An 18,945-nucleotide genomic window follows, 5' to 3' on the forward strand; every position below is an offset into this window, starting at 1 on the left:
CATCGTATGCGTTGCTTGTCCGGCGGCTCTTGCATCAGGCCCGCCGGACTGGCTATGACAGGAACATGTCTCTCGAATCCGTCCGCACCTTCTTCACCGAAAACGCTCCAGACATCGCCGTTCTCGTCACCGAGCAGAGCTCGGCGACCGTGACGCTTGCGGCCGAGGCGCATGGCGTGGCGCCCGAACAGATCGCCAAGACGATCTGCCTGCGCGTCGGGGAGGAGATCGTGCTTTTGGTGGCGGCCGGCACGGCGCGGCTCAGCAATCGCAAATTCAAGGACCGTTTTGCCGCAAAACCGCGCATGCTCGATGCGGAACAGGTGCTGGCCATCACCTCCCACCCCGTCGGCGGCGTCTGCCCGTTCGGCCTGCCCGCGCCCGTGCCGGTCTATTGCGATGTGTCGCTAAAACCCTTCGACGAGGTTGTTCCGGCGGCGGGCGCGACGAATGCGGCGGTGCGCATCGCGCCGGAACGCATGGCGAGCCTCGTCAGAGGCGAATGGGTCGATGTCTGCGAGTAACGCGGACCCTTGTCGATCGCGTATGGCCGCCTCCCAACCGGCTTATCGTGAAAGAGTTTCGCGAAAATCCGGGGAAATGCCCGGCTGGCAAAATTGCGCTCAAGCAAGCAATATGACGAAACTGTGATCAACCGCGGCCGGCTTCCGGCGGACAGCGGCGCGCGGCCGCGGGAGACCCGCGGGCAGGCGCTTCGCAGTGCGAAGCGTCGGCTTGGTTCCGGGCTGCTGGAGGAGCATCTGGCCCGGAGGTTTTGCACGGCGCCGCCGCTGGCGCGCCAGGGGGAGAAAACATGTTCGAAAAGCTTTTCAAGCTGAGTGAGCACGGCACGTCCGTGCGCACCGAAGTGGTGGCGGGTCTGACGACCTTCCTCACTATGTCCTATATCATCTTCGTCAATCCGGACATCCTGTCGACCACCGGCATGGACCGCGATGCCGTCTTTGTGGCGACCTGTCTTGCTGCCGCACTCGGCTCGCTCGTCATGGCACTCGTCGCCAACTGGCCGATCGGCATGGCGCCCGGCATGGGCCTCAACGCCTTCTTCGCCTTCACCGTGGTGGCCGCACTCGGCTTCACCTGGCAGCAGGCGCTGGGCGCGGTCTTCATCTCCGGCATCATCTTCGTGCTCCTGACGGTCACGGGGGTGCGCAGCTGGCTGATCGAAGGCATCCCGCATTCGCTGCGCAGTGCCATTGCGGCCGGTATCGGCCTCTTCCTCGGCATCATCGCGCTGAAGAACGCCGGCATCGTCGTCGACAACCCGGCAACGCTCGTCGGTCTCGGCAGCCTCAAGGCCACCGGCCCGCTGCTCGCCATCCTCGGCTTCTTCATCATCGCCGTGCTTGATGCGCTGCGCATCAAGGGTGCGATCCTGATCGGCATTCTTGCCGTGACGATTCTGTCCTGGGTTACCGGCGTCAGCCAGTTCCAGGGTATCGTCTCCGCCCCGCCGTCGATCCTGCCGACCTTCCTGCAGCTGGACATCATGGGTGCGCTGCATGGCGGCCTCGTGCATGTCATCCTGGTCTTCGTGCTCGTCGAAGTGTTCGACGCCACCGGCACGCTGATCGGCGTCGCCAAGCGCGCCAACCTCATCCAGGAAGGCAAGAAGAGCCGTCTCGGCCGCGCGCTTCTCGCCGACAGCACGGCGATCGTCGCCGGCTCCCTGATGGGCACGAGCAGCACCACGGCCTATGTGGAAAGCGCCTCGGGCGTGCAGGCCGGCGGCCGTACGGGCCTGACCGCACTTACCGTCGCGGTCCTGTTCCTCGCCGCCCTCTTCATCTCACCGCTCGCAGGCTCGGTTCCGAGCGTCGCGACGGCCCCGGCCCTGCTCTATGTCGCAGGCCTGATGATGCGCGAGCTGACGGAAATCGAATGGGAAGACCTGACCGAGGCGGCACCGGCGGCACTCACCGCGCTCGCCATGCCCTTCACCTATTCTATCGCCAACGGCCTCGCCTTCGGCTTCATCAGCTATGTCGTCATGAAGCTCTTCACCGGCAAGTGGAAGGACATCCATCCGGCAACGGCGATCGTCGCGCTCCTCTTCGTCATCCGTTTCGCGTTCTTCGCGGAATAGGACGACATTCGACAAACGAACGGGCCGCGCTCATCACGCGGCCCGTTTGCGTTTCAGGAGGTCGCGACGGCATCGAGCCAGGCGTGCCATTTGGGGCGGGCGGCGACGGCAGCCTCGCTGGCCCCGGCACCGTAGAAGAAGCGGCAGAGGCTGAGGCGGATCGCCTCGCCCGCATCGTAGAGCCCGAACAGCCCCACGCCCGGTACCTCTCCATCGATGCGCAGGATCACATAGCGCTGCACCGCGTCCTGACGCACGACGACCACCTCGCCGAACAGCGTTTCACCAGCCTCCAGGGTCCAGTTTTCACCCACATCGGCCGTTTCGTGGCCGAGCCCGTCCAGCAGCGTTCGCCAGACGACAAGGGCGTCGCCTCTGGCTTCGGCAAAAAGCTGGAAGGAGGCGGCCTCTTCGCCGGCATGCCGAGTGAGATAGAGCCGCAGCACATCGATAAAGCCCGGCCAGCCGGATTCGAACCCTTCCATCTGGCCATCCCAATGGGACGACGGGCCGACGATGGAATGGGTCATGCGCACGAGGCATTCGTCGGGAGAACGTGCGACGATCGTGATGTCGGTCAGGACGGGCGGAGCGCCTTCCGCCCAGTCGGCCTCCACATAGCTGAAACGGCACGGGGGCTCCCAATGGGTGACCGTGCCGTGGCCGGTGACATCAGGCGTGAAATGGAAGGTGACCCGGCCGCCGATCCTTTCCTCGATCTCGGCCATGGTGAACCAGGCAGCGTTGCCGGAACCGGTCGCCATGGCGTGCCAGACCGCGTCCGGCGCACCGGGAACGAGAAATTCCAGTTCCACCCAGCGCTTGCCGCTCGCATCGAGTTTTATCGGCATGGTCTTCCTCTCTTTGTGTCGCGTGCCGAGAATAACACGCGAGACAAGGAGCGGCCGTCACGCATCCGTGAAGACAGAAATGCCGGCCCGTGGAGGCGGGCCGGCGGATCCGCATCCCCGGTGGTGGATCAGCGGACCAGGAAGGTTTCGTCGTAGAAGTGCTCTTCGAGGTTCACACCCTCGCCGCCGCGATCGACCACGGCGAAGTCCGAGGTCTTGTCGAGCGGGGTCAGGATGCCGTGCCAGACGTTACGGCCGATATTGACGCCCTGGCCGGGCGCGGTGCGGAAGGCGATGGGCTCGGCCGGGCCGCTTTCCGTCTCCTCGGCGACCACGACGAGAAACGAAGCGTCGCTGAGCGGAATGAAGGCCTGGCTGCCGAGCGGGTGGCGTTCCACCATCGCCAGCTCCAGCGGCAGCGGGTAGGGCTCGCCACGCAGGAGGCTGATCATCGGCCGGGCCTTTTCGCCGGTCGTCTCGATGTTGGCGAGATCGTGGTAGCGCGTGCACTTGCCCGCATTGATCGGGAAATTATGCGCACCGTCCTGCTCGATGACCTGACCGAAGGGCGCGAAGGCCTCGCGGGTGAGCTCTCTGATTTCAATGGTCTTCATGTCTTTCCTCCCTCGGCCGGATGGCCAAAAACCCTGAGACGGCTGATACCGCCGTCCGGATGAATGTTCAGGCGGACATGCGTCACGGCATCCGCCCGCTTCACGTGTTGGCCATCGAACGTGTGGATACGGTCGGCGGCCAGTTTCTGCTCGGGCAGGATTTCCTGCCAGAACATCGACGCGGCGGTGACAAGGGTGGGGAGGTCCCCCGTCGTGCCCGTCAGGTCGGCGGCCTGCAGGGAGCAGGCGTCCGGATAGTTGCCCTTGAAATGGGCGGTATCGACGACGATGCTGTCCACCGTCGCCCGCGCGGCGAGCTTCACCACGATCCATTCGTGACCCGGCTGCCGGCGGCGGCTGGTCTCCCAGCCATCACCCATATTGACGCCACGGCCGGGTGCTAGCAAGCGTTGATGGCCGTAATGCCCGTTGGAAAAGGCGATGACCTGGCCGCCGGCGAGCGCCGAGGCAAGATCGATCGGTCCTTCGGCGGGAGAGAGTGCCGGAATGCCGTAGACCCGCAGCCGCGCCACGCCGCCATCGGGATAGATTCTCAGGCGCACATGGCTGAACAGGCCGTCGGCGGCGCAGTCGAAGAAATGCTGGGCGCTCGGCCCGAGCGGACTGGCCGAAAGCAATTCCACCCATTGCGTCGCCTCGTCCGGGCCGCCGGGTGCATGGCAGGCCTCGATGGCGCAGGCCGTCGGGTAGTTGCCGGTGAAGAAGGCGGTATCCACGTCGAAGCCGCGAATGCGGCCGGGGGTCGCCAGCGCCACGACGGCGTGGTCGTGGCCCGGCCCGCGCCGCCGCCGGGTTTCCCAGCCGTCCATCCATTTGCCGTGCGCGTCGTAGACGCCGGCATGGTAGACGGCCGGTTCGTCGCGGAGCATGCGCGAGAGCGGGCCGAAGAACTCGTCCGTCGCAAAAAGCCCCTTCGCCCCGAGGCCCGCCGAGGCAAGGTTGATGGTTCCGCGCGCGAAGACAGGCAGGGCGGGGGTGGACATGGTCTGTCCTCAGGCCGGCAGCAGCGCCTTGAGCCGCAAGAGCCCGATCCGCTCGACCTGCTTGCAGGCGGTGGCGAATTCGGCGTCGCGGTCATGGGCGATGCGCTTCTCGAAGGCGGCGAGGATGCTGGCTTTCGTGTTGTCGCGCACGGCGATGATGAAGGGAAAGCCGAACTTCCTGACGTAGCGATCGTTGAGATCGGTGAAGCGGGTGCGCTCCTCGTCGGTCAGCGCGTCGAGCCCGGCCGACGCCTGCTCGTCCGTGGAACTTGCGGTCAGGCGCTTGGCCTGCGCCAGTTTGCCGGCAAGATCCGGGTGGGCGACGAGAACACCGAGGCGCTGCTCGTCGCTTGCGGCGCGGAACTGGAAGGTGAGCGCCGCAGCAAGGCCCACGGCGGTATCGTTAGCCGGCGAAAGTTCTTCCGACCAGGCGCGGCGCGCGATCCAGGGGGAATGCTCGAAGATGTCGCCGAAGCGCTGGACGAAATCCTCCTCCGCCATTTGCGAAGGACGCTCCGAAAGCGGCTGCGGCGGATGGGTCTTCGCCCAGTGCTCGGCAATGTCCACGCGCCTGGAAATCCAGACCTTCTCATGGCTCTGGATGTAGTGGATGAAGCGGGCAAGCGCCATGACGCGGCCGGGGCGACCCATCAGGCGGCAGTGCAGGCCGATGCTCATCATCTTCGGGTTGCCCGCTTTGCCCTCGGCATAGAGCGCGTCGAAACTGTCCTTCAGATAGGTGAAGAACTGGTCGCCGCTGTTGAAGCCCTGCGGCGTGGCGAAGCGCATGTCGTTGGTATCGAGCGTATAGGGGATGATGAGCTGTTGCCGGCCGTTGTGCTCGTACCAGTAGGGCAGGTCGTCGGAATAGGTGTCGGAGATGTAGTCGAAGCCGCCGGTCTCGGCGACCAGATCGACCGTGTTGACCGAACAGCGGCCCGTATACCAGCCACGCGGCCGCTCACCGGTGACGAGCGTGTGCAGTCGGATCGCCTCGGCGATCGCTTCGCGCTCCTCCTCCGGCTTCATGTCCTTGTGCTCGACCCATTTCAGCCCGTGCGAGGCGATTTCCCAGCCGGCCTCGATCATCGCCGCGACCTGGGCGGGCGAGCGCTTGAGGGCGGTCGCCACGCCATAGACCGTAACGGGTACGTTCTTTTCCGTGAGCAGCCGGTGCAGGCGCCAGAAGCCGGCGCGCGCGCCGTATTCGTAGATCGATTCCATGTTCCAGTGGCGCTGGCCCGGCCATTGCGCGGCACCAACAATTTCCGACAGAAAAGCTTCGGAGGCCGCATCGCCATGCAGCACGCAATTCTCCCCGCCTTCCTCGTAGTTCAGCACGAATTGCACGGCCACGCGCGCTTCACCCGGCCATGCGGCCTTGGGCGGGGTCTGGCCGTATCCGTGCATGTCGCGGCAATATCGCATGGAACGCTCCTCCAAACGTTTATGATGACCAATGTCTAACCCGGAATCGGGCGCACCATTCCTCAGGAAATTTTGAAAGTCTCGAACGATACTGCTGCTTCTCAGGGGAATGCGCCTGACAGATAGTGGGAAGGAGGAGCGCTGTGCTCGGGAGGAAAACATGCAGTCTCATTCGAACGGAGCCGGCCGGCTCACGACCCACGTTCTGGACACCGCGCGCGGCAAGCCGGCAGAAGGTCTGCGCATCGAACTGTACCGTGTCGAGGGCGATGCGTTCCATCTCCTGAAGACCACCGAGACGAACGATGACGGCCGCTGCGATGCACCGCTTCTGTCGGGCGAGACCATGAAGGCCGGCACCTACGAGCTGCGTTTCCACGCCGGCGACTATCTCGGCCGCACGGCGGATGGCCCGCTGTTCCTCGATATCATTCCCATCCGCTTCGGGCTTGCCGATGAAGGCGCGCACTACCATGTGCCGCTGCTCGTCTCGCCGTTCAGCTATTCCACCTACCGCGGGAGTTAATCCATGGCCGTCGAAATCCGCTCCGAGCTGCGCTTCATCCTGAACGGCAAGGACGTGGCCCTTCGCGATGTCGCACCGGACCACACGCTGCTCGACTGGCTGCGCCTCTCCCGCCTGCTGACAGGCACCAAGGAAGGCTGCGCCGAGGGCGACTGCGGCGCCTGCACCGTTCTGGTCGGCCGCCTGACGCCAGAGGGCGGTCTCGTCTACGAGGGCGTCAATGCCTGCATCCGCTTCATGGGCTCGCTCGACGGCTGTCATGTGGTGACGGTCGAGCATGTCGCCGCCCGCGACGGCCACCTGCACCCGGTGCAGCAGGCGATGGTGGATTTTCACGGCTCGCAATGCGGCTTCTGCACGCCGGGCTTCGTCATGTCGCTTTATGCGCTGTGGATGCAGACACCCCATCCGAGCGACCAGCAGATCGAGACGGCGCTCCAGGGCAATCTCTGTCGCTGCACCGGCTATGAGCCGATCCTGCGCGCGGCGCGCGCCATCTCCAGCTATGGCGGGACGGAGAAGGATCCGCTTCTGACTGAACGCGCAACGATGATCGCGCGCCTCAAGGCGCTGCGGGACGGTGCGCGCGTCGAGATCGCCGACGGCAAACACCGGCTGGTCGTACCGGCCGGCCTCGACGATTTTGCTGGCGTGCTGGAGGCAACGCCGACCGCGACCGTGGTCGCCGGCTCCACCGATGTCGGCCTCTGGGTCACCAAGCACATGCGGGATATCTCGCCGGTGGTCTTCATCGCCGGGCTCGACGAGCTGAAGTCGATCACCGTCAAGGACGGCACGGTCTCGATCGGCGCCGGCGTCACCTATTCCGAGGCGATCGACACGCTGTCCCAGCATATTCCGGCGCTCGGCCCCCTGATCAACCGTATCGGCGGCCAGCAGGTGCGCAATATGGGCACGATCGGCGGCAACATCGCCAATGGCTCGCCGATCGGCGACACGCCGCCGGCGCTGATCGCGCTCGCCAGCACGCTCACCTTGCGCAAGGGGTCGGTTCGGCGCACCATTCGCCTGGAAGACTACTTCATCGCCTATGGCAAGCAGGATCGCCAGCCCGGCGAATTCGTCGAATCCGTGCATGTACCGGCACCGGCCGCGGCGGAAAAGTTCGCCGTCTACAAGGTGACCAAGCGGCGCGACGAGGACATCACGGCGACGCTTGGCGCCTTCCGCCTGGCACTTGCCGCCGATGGCACGGTGGCCGAAATCTGTATCGCCTATGGCGGCATGGCGGCGACGCCGAAGCGGGCCTTCGCCGTTGAAAAGGCACTTGTCGGCCAGCCCTGGACCGAGGCCACGGTGGAAGCGGCAATGGAAAAGTACGCGGAAGACTATGCGCCGCTGACCGACATGCGTGCCACCGCCGAATACCGCGCGCTGGTGGCGAAAAACCTGCTTCTGCGGTTCTTTATGGAAACGACATCCAGCGATGCACCCGCACAGGTGTCCAGATACGAGGCTGCGTGAGCCATGAACAAGCACACTCCTGATCTCAAGGCAGAAAAGATCGAAGGCGGCGTCCATGCGAGCATCCGCCACGATTCCGCGCACAAGCATGTCGCCGGTTCAGCCGTCTATATCGACGACATCACCGAACCCGCCAGCACGCTGCATGCCGGCTTCGGACTGTCGACCGTCGCGCACGGCATCCTGAAGTCGGTCGATCTTTCGGCGGTGCGGGCGGCCCCCGGCGTCGTCGACGTGCTGACGCATGAAGACGTGCCCGGCGTCAACGACATCTCGCCGTCCTACATGAACGACGACCCGGTGCTCGCCAATGGCAAGGTCGAGTTCCACGGCCAGCCGATCTTCTGCGTGATCGCGGAAACCCGCGAACAGGCCCGCCGCGCTGCGCGGCTCGCCAAGATCGAATACGAGGAACTGCCGGCCGACATCGACATCTGGGACCTCGACGTCAAGACGCACCGGCAGGTCGTCACGCCGCTGACGCTGAAGCGCGGTGACGCGGCGGCAGCGCTTGAAAGCGCGCCGCGCCGCGTGACGGGCCGCATGCGGCTTGGCGGCCAGGACCATTTCTATCTCGAAGGTCAGGTCTCGCTTGCCGTTCCCGGCGAGGACGACGAAGTGCTCGTCTACTGCTCGACACAGGGCCCGAGCGAGACGCAGCACATGATCGCGCACGCGCTCGGCGTGCCGAGCAATGCGGTGACGGTGGAAGTGCGCCGCATGGGCGGCGGCTTCGGCGGCAAGGAAACCCAGGCGAACCAGTGCGCGGCGCTTGCCGCCATCGCCGCCAAGAAGCTGAACCGTGCCGTCAAGGTGCGGCTCGACCGCGACGAGGACATGGTCGCGACCGGCAAACGGCATGATTTCGCCATCGACTACGATGTCGGCTTCGACGACGAGGGTCGCATCCTCGGCATCGATTATACGTTTGCATTGCGGGCTGGCTTTTCCGCCGACCTGTCCGGTCCGGTCGGTGACCGGGCGCTGTTCCACTGCGACAACGCCTATTTCTTCCCGCATGTGCATGCCAAGTCGGCGCCGCTCTACACCAACACGGTGTCCAACACGGCGTTCCGCGGTTTTGGCGGCCCGCAGGGCATGGTTGGCGCGGAACGCGTCATCGACGAGGTGGCCTTCGCCGTCGGCAAGGACCCGCTCGAAATCCGCAAGCTGAATTTCTACGACGCAATGGGCGTCGAAGGAGACCGCAACCTCACGCCGTACCACCAGAAGGTCGAGGACTGCATCATCCAGCGCATCGTCGCAGAACTGGAAGAAAGTGCGGATTACGCCGGGCGCCGCAAGGCGATCGCCGAATTCAACGCGAAGAGCCGCATCGTCAAGCGCGGGCTTGCGCTGACGCCGGTGAAATTCGGCATTTCCTTCACCAAGACGGAATCCAACCAGGCCGGCGCGCTGGTGCATGTCTACACGGACGGCTCCGTGCACATGAACCACGGCGGCACGGAAATGGGCCAGGGCCTGCACCTGAAGGTGGCGCAGGTGGTGGCGGAAGAGTTCCAGATCGATCTCGACCGGGTGAAGATCACGGCGACGACGACCGCCAAGGTGCCGAACACCTCGCCGACCGCCGCCTCCTCGGGCGCCGACCTCAACGGCATGGCGGCGCAGGATGCCGCGCGCCAGATCAAGGACCGGCTGATCGATTTCGCGGCGGAAAGCCATCAGGTGCCGCGCGACCAGGTGGTGTTCCTGCCGAACCGGGTGCGCATCGGTAACGCGGAAATCTCCTTCAACGAACTGGTCAAGAAGGCCTATATGGCCCGCGTCCAGCTCTCGGCGGCCGGCTTCTACAAGACGCCGAAGATCCACTGGGATCGCTCGAAGGGCCGCGGCCATGCCTTCTACTATTACGCCTATGGTGCGGCCTGTTCGGAGGTGTCCGTCGACACGCTGACCGGCGAATATATCGTCGAGCGCACCGACATTCTGCACGACACCGGCCGTTCGCTGAACAAGATCATCGATATCGGCCAGATCGAGGGCGGCTTCATCCAGGGCATGGGCTGGCTGACGACGGAGGAACTGTGGTGGGACGGCAAGGGGCGGCTTCGCACCCATGCGCCCTCCACCTACAAGATCCCGCTCGCATCGGATCGCCCAAAAATCTTCAACGTCGCGCTGACCGACTGGTCGGAGGCCTATGAGCCGACGATCCACCGCTCCAAGGCGGTCGGCGAGCCGCCGCTGCCGCTCGGCCTTGCCGTGCTGCATGCGCTGTCGGATGCGGTAGCGAGCGTGGCGGACCACAAGATCTGCCCGCGTCTCGATGCGCCAGCTACGCCCGAATGCGTGCTGATGGCGATCGAGCGGCTGAAAGCCGCCCGAGCAAATCCAGGAAAAGTGTGATGCGGTTTTCCGTCCGGAATTGCGACCAAGAAAAGCAGGGGTGATGTCATGCCGGCCGCTCGCGAAGACATCCGGGATTTCCTGCGCCGCGAGCCGGGAGCGATCCTGGTCGAAGTGACGGGTGCCGCGGGCTCTACGCCGCGCGACACCGATGCCTGGATGCTGGTATCGGAGCGGGCGATCTTCGCGACGATCGGCGGCGGGCAGCTGGAATATATGGCGATCGACCAGGCGCGCCGGGCGCTGCGCTCCGGGTCGGCCGCCGAGCCGATGAACGTGCCGCTCGGGCCGGAGATCGGCCAATGCTGCGGCGGCCGGGTCGGGCTGTCCTTCACCGCCCTCAATCCGGCCCTCGCGAAAGACCTGATCGACCGCAGCGACCGGGAAATGGCGTCGCGGCCGCATGTCTATGTCTTCGGCGCGGGCCATGTCGGCGATGCGCTGGCCATGGCGCTGTCGCTTGCGCCGCTGCGCGTCGTGCTGGTGGATACGCGCGAGGATGAACTCGTCGCCTGCACGGTGCCGCGTATCGAAACCTGCCTGACGGCGATGCCGGAGGCCGTGGTGCGCGATGCACCGGCCGGCAGCAGCTTCGTCATCCTCACCCACGACCACGCGCTCGATTTCCTCATCACCGCGGAGGCATTGCGGCGGGAGGATGCGGCCTATGTCGGCATGATCGGCTCCAAGACCAAGCGCACGACCTTCCGCAACTGGCTGGCGCGCGAAATCGACCGGCCAGAACTGTTTTCCAATCTCGTCTGCCCGATCGGCGGCACGGCGGTGAAGGACAAGCGGCCGGCGGTCATCGCAACGCTTGCTGCGGCCGAGATCATGACGGCGGCGCTGAGCTGGGTTGCCGCCAAGACGGAGCGCCGGGTGGCGGTCAGTCGCTAGGCGCTTCGGCGGCCGGCTCGTCTGCGAGCAGCTTGCCGATCAGCCGCTGACATCGCTCGGCCATGAAATCGATCATCAGGCGCAGTTTCGGATCCTGGAAGCGCTTGTGCGGATAGATCGCGGCGAGCTGCACGGCGGCGGGCGGCGCGTCCTTCAGGATTTCGACCAGACGGCCTTCCTTCAGATGCGCCTTCACCTCGAACAGCGGCTTGTTGATGATGCCGCGATCCTCCAGCGCCCATTGGGTCAGGACGTCGCCGTCGTCGCTGTCATAGGGGCCGGCGACCTCGAACTTGCGCGGGCCGTCCGCCGTCACCAGCGTCCAGTAGTATTCCTTCGAGCCGGGATAGCGCAGCAGCAGACAGTCGTGTTTGTCGGCAATCAGCGCATCGGCGTTCGCAGGCGTGCCGCGGCGGGCGAGATAGGTCGGTGACGCACAGAGCACGCGTTCGCAATTGAGGATGCCGCGCATGCGCAGGTTCGAATCCTCCAGCACGCCGAGCTTGAAGGCAACGTCGACGCCTTCGGCGAGAATATCGACATTGTGGTCCGACAGGCGCACGCGCACTTCGATATCCGGGTATTTGTCGTGGAATTCCGGGATGCCCGAGGCGATGAGCCGCCGGCCGATGCCGAGCGGTGCGGTGATCCTGAGCGAGCCCTTGGGGTTGCGCGAGAGATCGGCGATCGCCGCTTCCGCCTCGTTGACCGCCTCGATGATCTTCACGGCGCCATCGTAGAACACCCGGCCATGCTCGGTCGGCGAGAGCTTGCGCGTCGTGCGGTTGAACAGCCGCACGCCGAGATGGCGCTCCAGTTCCTTGATGCGATTGCTGGCGACTGCGGGGGTGACGCGCTGGTCGCGCCCTGCTGCCGAAAGGGTACCGAGTTCGACCACACGAACGAAGACGCGCACATTATCGAGATAGGACATGGTTCTTTCTACCACATTGGCGTGCAGATCAAAGTGGGCGTGATCTTATAGATTTTTTTGAAAGTGTTGAGGATTCACCGGGATTTCCGCGAAAATCACTTGATGGCAAACAGGTGCATGGAAAATGGGTGGAGGCCCCTATGTACGAATATGCCATTGCCTGGGACTGGCTCATGTTTGCCGTCCGCTGGCTGCACGTCATCACGGCGATTGCCTGGATCGGCTCGTCCTTTTATTTCGTCGCGCTCGACCTGGGCCTGAAGAAACATCCCGACCTGCCGCCGGGTGCGCATGGCGAGGAGTGGCAGGTTCATGGCGGTGGTTTCTACCACATCCAGAAATACCTGGTCGCGCCGGCCGCGATGCCCGAGCACCTCGTCTGGTTCAAGTGGGAAAGCTACGCCACCTGGCTCTCCGGTTTCGGCATGCTCTGTCTGGTCTATTATGCCGGGGCGGATCTCTACCTGATCGACCCGAACGTGCTCGACGTCTCGAAGCCGGTGGCAATCGCCATCTCGCTCGCGTCGCTTGGCTTCGGCTGGATCATCTACGACCTGATCTGCAAGTCGCCCTTCGGCAACGACAACACGCGGCTGATGGTGGCGCTGTATTTCATCCTGGTCGCGGTGGCCTGGGGTTACACGCAGCTCTTCACGGGCCGCGCCGCCTTCCTGCATCTCGGTGCCTTCACGGCGACGATCATGTCGGCGAACGTGTTCTTCATCATCATGCCGAACCAGCGCGTCGTCGTTGCCGACCTCATCGCCGGCCGCACGCCCGATCCGAAATACGGCAAGATCGCCAAGCAGCGCTCCACGCACAACAACTACCTGACGCTGCCCGTGCTGTTCCTGATGCTGTCGAACCACTATCCGCTGGCCTTCGGCACGGAGTTCAACTGGATCATCGCCTCGCTGGTCTTCCTGATGGGCGTCACGATCCGCCACTATTTCAACACCACATCCGCCAATGCCGGCAATCCGACCTGGACCTGGCTTGCAACGGCGCTGCTCTTCGTCCTCATCATGTGGCTCTCCACGGTGCCGAAGGTTCTGACGGGCGAGACGGCCGATGCCAAGGTCTCGGCTATCCAGCAGCCGTTCATCACGGCGGAAGCCTTCCCGAAGGTGCGTGACACGGTGCTTGGCCGCTGTGCCATGTGCCACGCCAAGGAACCCGGCTGGGAAGGTATGGTCGTGCCGCCGAAGGGCGTCGTGCTGGAGACGGATGGCGACATCGCCAACCATGCGCGCGAAATCTATCTGCAGGCCGGCCGGTCGCACGCCATGCCGCCGGCCAATGTCACCCAGGTTTCGGACGAGGAGCGCAAGCTCTTCGTCGCCTGGTACGAAAGCGCTGTGAGCGGGGAGAAAACCCAATGAGCGAACTGCTGATCCGTGGCCGTGTACTGACCTTCGTCAATGAGCCGCAGGGCATCGACGATACTGCCTCCTATCGCTACTTCGAGGACGGAGCGGTGTTCGTGCGGGGCGGCAAGGTCGTCGAGGCCGGCGACTACGCGGATGTCAGCAAGCGTGCCGGTGCCGAGGTCGAGATTGCGGACCACCGCCCGAACCTCATCCTGCCCGGCCTGATCGACACGCATCTGCATTTCCCGCAGACCCAGGCGATCGCCTCCTATGGCGCCCAGCTTCTCGAATGGCTGAACACCTATATCTTCGTCGAGGAGCAGAAGTTTTCACGCCCCGCCCATGCGGCGGCCGTGGCGGATCGCTTCATGGACGAGCTTTTGTCCAACGGCACGACGACCGCGGTCGCCTACTGCTCGGTGCATCCGGAAAGTGTCGAGGCCTATTTCTCGGCGGCCGAAGCGCGCGGCATGCGCATGATCGGCGGCAAGGTGATGATGGACCGCAATGCGCCGGACGCACTGCGCGATACGCCGCAGCAGGGCTATGACGAGACGAAGCGCCTGATCGAGAAGTGGCACGGCCGCGGCCGCGCGCACTATGCGATCAGCCCGCGTTTTGCCATCACGTCGACACCGGAGCAGATGGAGATGAGCCAGGCGCTCGTTGCCGAACATCCGGAATGCTACGTCCAGACGCATCTGTCCGAAAACCGCGACGAGATCGCTTTTGCGACCTCGCTCTATCCGGCGGCCAAGGATTATACAGATATCTATGCCCGTTACGGCCTGCTGAACGACCGCATGCTGCTCGGCCATTGCATCTATCTGAGCGACCGGGAGATTTCGGTTCTCGCCGAGAGCGGCGCCGTCGGCGTCTTCTGCCCGACCTCGAACCTCTTCCTCGGTTCGGGCCTGTTCGACCGCGACCGCTTCGACAAGCTCGGCGCCCGCTGGTCGGTTGCGACCGATGTCGGCGGCGGCACGAGTTTCTCCATGCTGGAAACCATGGACGAGGCCTACAAGGTGCTGCACCTGCAGGGCCAGCGGCTGACGCCGTTTGCCTCCTTCTACCGCATGACGCTCGGCAATGCCCGCGCGCTCGGCCTCGACAACCATATCGGCTCGCTGCATGCGGGCGCGGATGCGGATATCGTCGTGCTCGATTCCAGCGGCAAGTCGGCGATGGAATACCGCATGCAGACGGCCACGTCGCTCGCCGAAGAACTCTTCATTCTTCAGACCATGGGTGATGACCGCTGCGTGGCGGAAGTCTATGTCGCCGGCAAGCCCATGAAGGGCAAGGCGGCCAAGCGTGCGGCTGCGGCAAGCCGCCTGCTCGAAAGCGCCTGACTATTTGAGGGTGCAGACACCATTCGCGCCGCCGTGTCCGGTATAGGAAACGGCGGGCGAACCATCCGGGTTGATCGAGAGCGAAATCGTCACCCCGTGGCCCTTGGCCTCATAATAGTTGTCGTTGAAGACGTGCAGCTTGGCTTCCGTGCCATTGATATAGATCGGCCCGCCCTCGTCGGCATGAACTTCGATATTGCCGGGACAGGTGGCGTTGACGAGCGGGATCTTTGCAACAGCGGGACTTGCTGCAAGAAGTGCGAAGGCGGCGATGGCAAAACGGGCTTTGGCTATCATCGGCAAATCCTCTCGTGACTACGCCGCGTAGACTGGCCGATAAGGCTTTAAAGTCAAGCGCGCTTCGCCCGCCCGCCCATCGCCTTGGTCAGCCCTTCCGCCGCCGCGCGAACGACCGGCCCGAAGGCGTCGACCTTGCTGTCGGGCAGCCGCACCGCCGGACCCGACACCGAAATGCCGGCGACCGCCTCGCCATATTCGTCGAAGATCGGGGCGGCCACGCAGCGCATGCCGAGCGTGTGCTCCTCGTCATCGATCGACCAGCCGCGGATGCGGATCCTTGCAATATCCTCCAAGAGCGTCGGCACGGAATCGCGCGTCTTGTCGGTGAAATGCTGCAGGGTGCGGCCGGCGAGCAGCGCCTCGATGCGGGCGTCGGGCCAGGTCGAGAGGATCGCCTTGCCGATGCCCGAGGCATGGATCGGCCCGCGCCGGCCGGGGCGGAAGAAGGCGCGCATCGGCGCATGGCTTTCCACCTGCGAGATGAAGACCACGTCGCCGTCGTCCTCGATGGCGATATTGGCCGTCTCGCCGCAGCCTTCCATCAACTGCTTGAGGAACGGCCGGCTGATCGTGCCGAGCTTGCGAAAGCGCAGATAGGCGGTGCCGATCTCGAAGGCCTTGACGCCGATCGTCCAGGCGCCCGTCTCGCCGTCATGGGTGACCATGCCGTGCTGGGCAAGCGAGGTCAGCAGCCGGTGCACCGTGGAGGGCGCCATGCCGGACTGGTCGGCAAGATCGGTCAGGGCAGCACCATCCGCCTGTGCCACCAGCTCCAAGAGCTTGAGGCTGCGATCCAGCACCTGTACGGAGGAGGCCACCGCATTTTCCGCCGGTTTGCGCCCCGGCCTGCCCCGCGTCTTTTCCTGATGCTCTGCCATGTCATTTCTCCTGTCCGCCGCAGTCATGACATAGCCGGCCCGCGTCGATTGTTCCAGTTTCGTTGAAAATGTTTATTTCCATCTGATGGGATTGATTTCCATTTTATGATTGCGCCGGGTCATAAATGCGTTACCTTCCATCCCAAGAGACGGAGGAAATCCCATGGCTAAAATGCGTGCTGTCGATGCTGCGGTACTGGTTCTGGAAAAGGAAGGTATCGATTGTGCCTTCGGTGTTCCGGGTGCAGCGATCAATCCCTTCTATTCGGCGCTGAGGGCGCGCGGCACGGTTCGCCATGTTCTCGCCCGTCACGTCGAAGGCGCAAGCCATATGGCGGAAGGTTACACCCGTGCCCGTGCCGGCAATATCGGCCTGTGCATCGGCACCTCGGGTCCTGCCGGCACCGACATGATCACCGGTCTTTATTCGGCTCAGGCCGATTCGATCCCGATCCTCTGCATCACGGGCCAGGCGCCGCGCGCCCGCCTCGACAAGGAGGATTTCCAGGCCGTCGATATCGCCAAGATCGCAGCGCCCGTCACCAAGTGGGCAGTCACGGTCATGGAGCCGGGTCTCGTTCCCTACGTCTTCCAGAAGGCGTTCCACACCATGCGTTCGGGCCGTCCCGGCCCGGTCCTGGTCGACCTGCCGATCGACGTCCAGCTCGCCGAAATCGAATTCGATATCGATGCCTATGAGCCGCTCGAGCCCTACAAGCCGGCCGCAACGCGGGTCCAGGCCGAAAAGGCGCTCGCCATGCTGAACGCGGCCGAACGCCCGCTGATCGTTGCCGGTGGCGGCATCATCAATGCGGACGCCTCGGACCTGCTGGTCGAATTCGCCGAAATCACCGGCGTTCCGGTCATCCCGACGCTGATGGGCTGGGGCACGATCCCCGACGACCATCCGCTGATGGCCGGCATGTGCGGCCTGCAGACCTCGCATCGCTACGGCAACGCGACGATGCTCGCCTCCGACTTCGTTCTCGGCGTCGGCAACCGCTGGGCCAACCGCCACACCGGCAATGTCTCGACCTACACGGAAGGCCGCACCTTCGTTCACGTCGACATCGAGCCGACCCAGATCGGCCGCGTCTTCACGCCCGATTTCGGTATCGTCTCGGATGCGGGTGCAGCACTGAAGGTCTTCCTCGACGTTGCGACGGAGTGGAAGGTTGCCGGCAAGCTGCGCGACTGGTCCGGCTGGGCCGAGGAATGCCGCGAGCGCAAGCGCACCATGCTGCGCAAGACCCATTTCGACCAGGTGCCGCTGAAGCCCCAGCGCGTCTACGAAGAGATGAACAAGGCCTTCGATCGCGACACCTGCTACGTTTCGACCATCGGTCTGTCCCAGATCGCCGGCGCGCAGTTCCTGCACGTCTACAAGCCGCGCAACTGGATCAATTGCGGCCAGGCCGGCCCGCTCGGCTGGACGCTGCCGGCAGCGCTCGGTGTTCGTGCCGCCGACCCGGATCGTCCGATCGTCGCCCTGTCGGGTGACTACGACTTCCAGTTCATGATCGAGGAACTGGCCGTCGGCGCCCAGCACAAGCTGCCCTACCTGCATGTCGTCGTGAACAACTCGTATCTCGGCCTCATCCGCCAGGCCCAGCGCGGCTTCAACATGGACTTCGAAGTCTCGCTCGCCTTCGACAACATCAATGCGACCGCGGATTCGGAAGCCGGCTACGGTGTCGACCATGTCGCGGTTGCCGAAGGCCTCGGCTGCAAGGCCATCCGGGTGCGCAGTGCCAACGAGTTCCAGGAAGCCTTCGCCACGGCGCAGAAGCTGATGAAGGAGCACCAGGTTCCTGTGGTCATCGAGTTCATCCTCGAGCGCGTCACCAACATCGCCATGGGTGCCGACATCAACGCCGTCGTCGAGTTCGAGGAGCTTGCCGAACGCGGCGAAGACGCCCCGACCGCCACGTTCGCCCTGCTGGATTGAGGACAAGCAATTCCAGGAAAAGTGTGAAGCGGTTTTCCGTTCGGAATTGCGACGAAAAAGGAAGAACACCATGCCGAAATTTGCGGCCAACCTGACCATGCTCTTCAACGAGGCGCCCTTCATGGAGCGCTTCGGCCTCGCCGCCAAGGCCGGCTTCGAAGGGGTCGAGTATCTCTTCCCCTATGATTTCGACAAGGATGCGATCTGTGCCGAACTCGACAAGAACGGCCTGACGCAGGTGCTGCACAACCTGCCGGCCGGCAACTGGGCCGGCGGCGAGCGCGGCATCGCGGTCCTGCCGGATCGCGTCGACGAGTTCCGCCAGGGCGTGGCCAAGGCCATCGACTATGCGACGACGCTCGGCTGCAAACAGGTCAACTGCCTGTCGGGCATTGCGCCTGCCGGCGTGCCGGACAGCGTGCTGCGCTCGACCTTCGTGGCCAACCTGAAGCTCGCCGCAACGGAACTCGGCAAACACGGCATCAAGCTGCTGATCGAGCCGATCAACCACTTCGACATTCCGGGCTTCTACCTCAACACCCCGGACCAGGCCGCCTCGATCATCGCGGAAGTCGGCTCGGACAACCTGTTCATCCAGTACGACCTCTACCACCAGCAGCGCACCGAGGGCGAACTGATCGGCACGTTCAGGAAGCACCAGGCCAGGATCACCCACGTGCAGCTCGCCGACAATCCGGGCCGCAACGAACCGGGCACCGGCGAGATCGCCTATCCCTTCGTGTTCAAGACGCTCGATGCGCTCGGCTACGACGGCTGGATCGGCTGCGAATACAAGCCGCGCGCCACCACGCAGGAAGGCCTCGGCTGGCTGGCCGAAGTCGGCCGCTGAGCACAGCAATTCCAGCGGTTTTGCGTCCGGA

Annotated in this window: 17 protein-coding genes; 10 read left to right on the top strand and 7 right to left on the bottom strand. The window is 64.3% G+C overall.

Annotated features, from left to right (window positions below):
- Nucleotides 1-65: 65 nt before the first annotated feature.
- Nucleotides 66-524: a YbaK/EbsC family protein gene (locus MUO32_RS15615; RefSeq protein ID WP_257949290.1), complete on the top strand. Its 459-nt coding sequence runs from the start codon at nucleotides 66-68 to the stop codon at nucleotides 522-524.
- Nucleotides 525-814: 290 nt separating this feature from the next.
- Complete coding sequence (locus tag MUO32_RS15620) at nucleotides 815-2,107, top strand: NCS2 family permease (RefSeq protein WP_257949291.1); 1,293 nt, start codon at nucleotides 815-817, stop codon at nucleotides 2,105-2,107.
- Nucleotides 2,108-2,160: 53 nt separating this feature from the next.
- Here the strand turns inward: MUO32_RS15620 and MUO32_RS15625 are convergent, their stop codons facing one another.
- From MUO32_RS15625 to puuE, 4 genes are all read right to left on the bottom strand, one after another.
- A complete protein-coding gene (locus MUO32_RS15625; protein ID WP_257949292.1) occupies nucleotides 2,161-2,958 on the bottom strand; it encodes an SRPBCC domain-containing protein in 798 nt (265 codons plus the stop codon).
- A gap of 128 nt (nucleotides 2,959-3,086) precedes the next feature.
- Nucleotides 3,087-3,572, bottom strand: coding sequence for an ureidoglycolate lyase (locus tag MUO32_RS15630; RefSeq protein ID WP_257949293.1), 486 nt, complete (start codon nucleotides 3,570-3,572; stop codon nucleotides 3,087-3,089).
- Nucleotides 3,569-4,576 (bottom strand): allantoicase, encoded by a 1,008-nt coding sequence (alc, locus tag MUO32_RS15635; protein WP_257949294.1) that lies wholly within the window; start codon nucleotides 4,574-4,576, stop codon nucleotides 3,569-3,571. Before alc ends, MUO32_RS15630 begins: the two co-directional genes overlap by 4 nt.
- Before the next feature lie 9 nt (nucleotides 4,577-4,585).
- Entirely contained in the window at nucleotides 4,586-6,004 is a 1,419-nt protein-coding gene (puuE, locus tag MUO32_RS15640; RefSeq protein ID WP_257949295.1) for an allantoinase PuuE, read from the bottom strand.
- Nucleotides 6,005-6,164: 160 nt separating this feature from the next.
- On the opposite strand from puuE, the gene uraH reads away from it, so the two are divergent.
- From uraH to xdhC, 4 genes are read left to right on the top strand one after another with little or no spacing between them, the layout of a single operon-like run.
- Nucleotides 6,165-6,530: a hydroxyisourate hydrolase gene (gene uraH / locus MUO32_RS15645; protein ID WP_257949296.1), complete on the top strand. Its 366-nt coding sequence runs from the start codon at nucleotides 6,165-6,167 to the stop codon at nucleotides 6,528-6,530.
- A gap of 3 nt (nucleotides 6,531-6,533) precedes the next feature.
- Nucleotides 6,534-8,015 carry a xanthine dehydrogenase small subunit gene (gene xdhA, locus MUO32_RS15650; RefSeq protein ID WP_257949297.1) on the top strand — a complete coding sequence of 494 codons (1,482 nt, stop codon included), beginning with the start codon at nucleotides 6,534-6,536 and terminating at the stop codon, nucleotides 8,013-8,015.
- A gap of 3 nt (nucleotides 8,016-8,018) precedes the next feature.
- On the top strand, nucleotides 8,019-10,385 hold the full coding sequence (gene xdhB, locus MUO32_RS15655; RefSeq protein ID WP_257949298.1) for a xanthine dehydrogenase molybdopterin binding subunit: 2,367 nt from the start codon (nucleotides 8,019-8,021) through the stop codon (nucleotides 10,383-10,385).
- A gap of 48 nt (nucleotides 10,386-10,433) precedes the next feature.
- The gene (gene xdhC / locus MUO32_RS15660; protein ID WP_257949299.1) at nucleotides 10,434-11,282 is read left to right on the top strand and encodes a xanthine dehydrogenase accessory protein XdhC; all 849 of its coding nucleotides are present in this window, start codon (nucleotides 10,434-10,436) and stop codon (nucleotides 11,280-11,282) included.
- Here the strand turns inward: xdhC and MUO32_RS15665 are convergent.
- Nucleotides 11,272-12,216, bottom strand: coding sequence for a LysR family transcriptional regulator (locus MUO32_RS15665; protein WP_257949300.1), 945 nt, complete (start codon nucleotides 12,214-12,216; stop codon nucleotides 11,272-11,274). The genes xdhC and MUO32_RS15665 overlap by 11 nt on opposite strands.
- A gap of 140 nt (nucleotides 12,217-12,356) precedes the next feature.
- Here MUO32_RS15665 and MUO32_RS15670 point away from each other — a divergent pair, with 140 nt between their 5' ends.
- Entirely contained in the window at nucleotides 12,357-13,598 is a 1,242-nt protein-coding gene (locus MUO32_RS15670; protein ID WP_257949301.1) for a urate hydroxylase PuuD, read from the top strand.
- Nucleotides 13,595-14,938: a guanine deaminase gene (guaD, locus tag MUO32_RS15675; RefSeq protein WP_257949302.1), complete on the top strand. Its 1,344-nt coding sequence runs from the start codon at nucleotides 13,595-13,597 to the stop codon at nucleotides 14,936-14,938. The genes MUO32_RS15670 and guaD overlap by 4 nt, the downstream gene beginning before the upstream one ends.
- Here the strand turns inward: guaD and MUO32_RS15680 are convergent, their stop codons facing one another.
- Together MUO32_RS15680 and bhcR are read right to left on the bottom strand one after the other, a co-directional pair.
- Nucleotides 14,939-15,235, bottom strand: a complete 297-nt coding sequence (locus tag MUO32_RS15680; protein ID WP_069060463.1) for a hypothetical protein — start codon at nucleotides 15,233-15,235, stop codon at nucleotides 14,939-14,941.
- Nucleotides 15,236-15,288: 53 nt separating this feature from the next.
- Nucleotides 15,289-16,116: an HTH-type transcriptional regulator BhcR gene (gene bhcR / locus MUO32_RS15685; protein ID WP_257949303.1), complete on the bottom strand. Its 828-nt coding sequence runs from the start codon at nucleotides 16,114-16,116 to the stop codon at nucleotides 15,289-15,291.
- A gap of 163 nt (nucleotides 16,117-16,279) precedes the next feature.
- Here bhcR and gcl point away from each other — a divergent pair, with 163 nt between their 5' ends.
- Together gcl and hyi are read left to right on the top strand one after the other, a co-directional pair.
- Nucleotides 16,280-18,064 (top strand): glyoxylate carboligase, encoded by a 1,785-nt coding sequence (gcl, locus tag MUO32_RS15690; RefSeq protein WP_257949304.1) that lies wholly within the window; start codon nucleotides 16,280-16,282, stop codon nucleotides 18,062-18,064.
- 70 nt (nucleotides 18,065-18,134) lie between these two features.
- Nucleotides 18,135-18,914, top strand: a complete 780-nt coding sequence (hyi, locus tag MUO32_RS15695; protein ID WP_257949305.1) for a hydroxypyruvate isomerase — start codon at nucleotides 18,135-18,137, stop codon at nucleotides 18,912-18,914.
- Nucleotides 18,915-18,945: the final 31 nt, after the last annotated feature.

This window comes from Shinella sp. CPCC 101442, assembly GCF_024704725.1.
Classification (GTDB): Bacteria; Pseudomonadota; Alphaproteobacteria; order Rhizobiales; family Rhizobiaceae; genus Shinella.